The following is a 2852-nucleotide window of genomic DNA, read 5'->3' on the forward strand; positions in this document are numbered from 1 at the left end:
CGGGCCGGCACCGCGGGCACCGCCACCCACCACGTCACGGTCGACGGCGCGGCCCGCGGCGACGTCTCCCACCCACCGACCGGCTCCTGGCTCGGCACGCCCGCGCAGGCCCGGCCGGAGCGCCTCGCCGGTCTGACCGTCCACCTCCACCAGGGCGTCGACCGGGTCCGCTTCCTGAAGGGCACGGGCCACCCGGAGCTCGACCTCCCCAGCGTCGCACCGGCGCGCCGCCCGCGGCCCTCCCGGGCCGGTCAGCCGCGGTCCGCGGGCGGGCGATCTATCCTCGGGGGCATGCGCATCCGACCGATGACCGGGGACACGGCGGCCGGCGGGTCCGAGCCGCCCGCGGACGGGCCGCAGCCGGCCGGTGGGCCGGCGACGGCCGACGGCCTGCGCGAGGTCGGGCGGCTGCTCGCCGGCGGCGGGGTGGCCGTGCTCAGCGGCGCCGGGCTGTCCACCGAGTCGGGCATCCCCGACTACCGCGGGGAGACCGGGCGGGCCCGGCCGCGCACGCCCATGACGTACCAGGAGTTCACCGCGAGCGAGGACGGCCGGCGACGGTACTGGGCGCGCAGCCACGTCGGCTGGCGGACCATCGCCGGTGCGCTGCCCAATGCGGGCCACCGCGCGGTCGAGGAGCTGCGCCGCTCGGGCCACGTCACGGGCGTGATCACGCAGAACGTGGACGGGCTGCACCGGGCGGCGGGCACGGTCGACGCCGTCGAACTGCACGGCGCCCTCGACCGCGTGGTCTGCCTGGACTGCCGCCGGACGAGCACCCGCCGGGAGCTGGACCGCCGCCTGACCGAGCTGAACACCGGCTTCCGGGACACCGGCTCGCGGATCAACCCGGACGGCGACGTCGAGCTGCCCGACGAGCTGGTGCACGCCTTCCGCGTCGCCCCGTGCGCGGCCTGCGGCGGCGTGCTCAAGCCGGACGTGGTCTTCTTCGGCGAGGGCGTCCCCAAGCCGCGCGTCCAGCAGTGCTACGACCTGGTCGACGCGGCGCGGGCGCTGCTCGTCCTCGGCTCCTCGCTGACCGTCCTGTCCGGGCTGCGGTTCGTCCGCCACGCGGCCCGCACCGGCAAGCCGGTCGCCATCGTCAACCAGGGCCCCACCCGGGGCGACGAGTTCGCGGCCGTCCGGGTGGCGGCACCGCTCGGCGAGACCCTGTCCCGCCTCGCGGCGCACCACGGCCACCCGCCCACCGCGCCCTGAGCGCGACGGCGGACGACGGTCCGCCCCCTCGACCGGACAGGCCCTATCATCACCGCCATGCCGACACCCGAGCAGAACGGCGCCGGCGGGCAGGCACAGTCCGCAGCTTGGCGCGCCACCGTCCTCGACCACGTCGCGGCGGTCGGCCGGCCGCCGTACGACCCGGGGCCGCGCGTGGACGGGCCGCTGGCCCGGCGGGACGGGCTGAGCATCCACGGTACGCAGGGCGAGGTGCGCTGCAGCGACGACACCGGCCGGACCCGCTGGGTGCACCGGTGCGAGGCCCGCCCCAACGCGGCGTACGTCTCGCAGGGGCGGGTGCTCGTCACCACGGACTCGCTCGCCTACACCGTGTGGGGCATGCTCGGCCCGGCCCTGCTGCTCGACCTGGCGGACGGCCGGCCGGTGGCCGAACTCCGCGGCGAGCGCGGGGCGGTGCTGCGCGGCGGCCGGTTCTTCCTGGGCCTGGAGGGCTACGGCCACTTCGACACCTGGGAGTACGACCGGGACGGCACCGAGGTCGACGCCTGGCGCAGCTACGGGCACTTCGTCACCGGAAGCGGGATCCGGGTGGTGGAGCAGGACCGCCGCATCCCGACCCGCAGCCGGGTCGTCCGGCTGCTCCCGGGCGGGGTCGTGGAGGCGGGCCCTGCGCTCACCGACCCGACGGTGCCGCGGCCGGTGGTGTTGGAGGACGGCACCGTGCTGGTGATCGACGACGGGGTGGTGCGGGCCGTCGGCCGCGGGCTGGAGCACACGGTGCTGGCCGAGCTGACGGCCGTCCCCGCGGACGACCGGCACCGGTACATCAGCGCCCTGCGCCGCGAGGGCGAGCGCCTCACCGCGATCGTCGCCGAACGCGACCCCGCCGACCACCGGCGGCACACCGTGCACACCTGGACGCTGGCCCTGCACGCCCCGGCCTGAGCCGGGAGCACGTCGGCCGGGCCGACCGGGCCGGTCAGGCCGGTCAGGCCGGCGTGTCCAGGCCGGTGAGCAGCGCGGCGACGTCCAGGCCCACGGCGAGGTAGTCCTCGAAGACGCGGTTGTGCAGGGCCCACGGGGAGCGCTGCCGCCGGACGAGTTCGACGGCCGCCGCGGGCTCCGTCCCGAGCTCGACGAGGGCCTGCGCGACCACGAGGCCGGAGCGGTTGTAGCCCGAGTGGCACCGGACGAGGACGGTGCGGCCGTCGCGGACGGCCGACGCGGTGGCCCGGGCGAGCTGCTGGACGTCCGCGAGCTGACCGGCGGTCAGCGGGGCGTCGGGGATCTCGGCCACCAGGTGCTCGACGCCGGGTGCCGGCCCGTGGCCCGGCGCGGCGTACAGGCTCACCACCAGGTCGAACTCGTCTCCGGCGACGGCGAGTTGCAATTCGCCCGCAGTGTCCGTCCAGTAGTGCCCGCCCATCCACAGGCCGGGCACGATCTCGTCCCACGGCGTCTGCGGCCCCGGGACGTCGCGGTCCTTCTGACGTGTCCTCACCCACACCCCTCTCCGGCGGTCCAACGGCCGCCGCCCGCAGCGCGTTCCCCGCGTGGTGGCGGTGCCGGTGACAGGTGCGGGGGGGGGGGGGCCCCGCGCCCCCCCCGCCCCCGCCCCCCCCCCCCCCCGCCCGCCCCCCCGGCCGCCCCCC

The 2852-nt window shown here is 77.5% G+C and carries 4 protein-coding genes; 2 read left to right on the forward strand and 2 right to left on the reverse strand.

Going from position 1 to position 2852, the window contains the following annotated elements; all coding sequences use genetic code 11:
• Positions 1 to 192, reverse strand: a 192-nt coding sequence (locus ABZ641_RS31675) for a hypothetical protein (protein WP_359987384.1), incomplete at its 3' end; no start/stop codon positions are given.
• A gap of 99 nt (positions 193 to 291) precedes the next feature.
• Between ABZ641_RS31675 and ABZ641_RS31680 the strand changes: the two genes are divergently transcribed.
• Positions 292 to 1218, forward strand: coding sequence for an NAD-dependent protein deacetylase (locus ABZ641_RS31680; protein ID WP_344622477.1), 927 nt, complete (start codon positions 292 to 294; stop codon positions 1216 to 1218).
• A 57-nt stretch (positions 1219 to 1275) separates the two neighbouring features.
• Positions 1276 to 2145: a hypothetical protein gene (locus tag ABZ641_RS31685; protein WP_359987387.1), complete on the forward strand. Its 870-nt coding sequence runs from the start codon at positions 1276 to 1278 to the stop codon at positions 2143 to 2145.
• 43 nt (positions 2146 to 2188) lie between these two features.
• Here the strand turns inward: ABZ641_RS31685 and ABZ641_RS31690 are convergent, their stop codons facing one another.
• The gene (locus ABZ641_RS31690) at positions 2189 to 2701 is read right to left on the reverse strand and encodes a protein phosphatase (RefSeq protein ID WP_359987390.1); all 513 of its coding nucleotides are present in this window, start codon (positions 2699 to 2701) and stop codon (positions 2189 to 2191) included.
• Positions 2702 to 2852: the final 151 nt, after the last annotated feature.

It is taken from the genome of Kitasatospora sp. NPDC007106 (assembly GCF_040634455.1).
Lineage (GTDB): Bacteria > Actinomycetota > Actinomycetes > Streptomycetales > Streptomycetaceae > Kitasatospora > Kitasatospora arboriphila.